Source organism: Mesorhizobium sp. M1E.F.Ca.ET.063.01.1.1 (assembly GCF_003998155.1).
Lineage (GTDB): Bacteria > Pseudomonadota > Alphaproteobacteria > Rhizobiales > Rhizobiaceae > Mesorhizobium.
Map to the genome: position 1 here is coordinate 1 of NZ_RZSC01001444.1, position 631 is coordinate 631.

At 69.4% G+C, this 631-nt stretch carries 1 protein-coding gene; it reads right to left on the bottom strand.

The genetic code is table 11. The features are described 5' to 3' along the window. Window positions 1–598, bottom strand: a 598-nt coding sequence (locus tag EOA29_RS39125; protein ID WP_245468826.1) for a PfkB family carbohydrate kinase, incomplete at its 3' end; no start/stop codon positions are given. Window positions 599–631 lie beyond the last annotated feature (33 nt).

The window sequence follows — 631 nt, forward strand, 5'->3', positions numbered from 1 at the left end:
TGTCAGCGCCGGCGAGCGCCGCCGCCTCGCGGCGGTTCATGAACAGCAGCGAGAGGTTGCCGAGCAGCGGCGCCAGCCGTACGACCTTGGCCGGCGAGATGGCGATGGCGAAGATCGGCCTGTCGCCAGCCTGCGCCACCAGTCGTTCCAGCGCCGCCGTCGGCAGGTTCGCGTCGCAAAGGATCGCGTCGGCCTCAGCGATCGCCTCGCGGCCCTTGGCGCGGCGGATCTGCTTGGGGAAGGCGAGGTCGTAGAGGCCCATATCGGCAAAGCCGACGATCAGTTCGCCCTCGCTGTCGATCAACGCCGTGTAGCTCGGCGTCGTGCGGTCGAGGAATACCACCGACAGGTCAGCGATACCGGCCCCGGCGATCGCCGAGGCGACCGTCTCAGCCGCCGCATCGCCGCCGCGCACCGAAAGCAGCGAGGCCGACACGCCGCGCTTCACCACGCTGCGCAGCGCGTTGAAGACGCCGCCGCCGACATCCTCGCGCATGACGCCGGGGTTGGAGGCGGCGGGCACGTAAGCACCCGACACCTGGCCGCGCCGGTCGATATGGGCGCCGCCCAGCGCCAGGATTCTTGGAGATGTCGGCATGCAGGCGTCATACCTTCGTTGATTGTTCGCGTG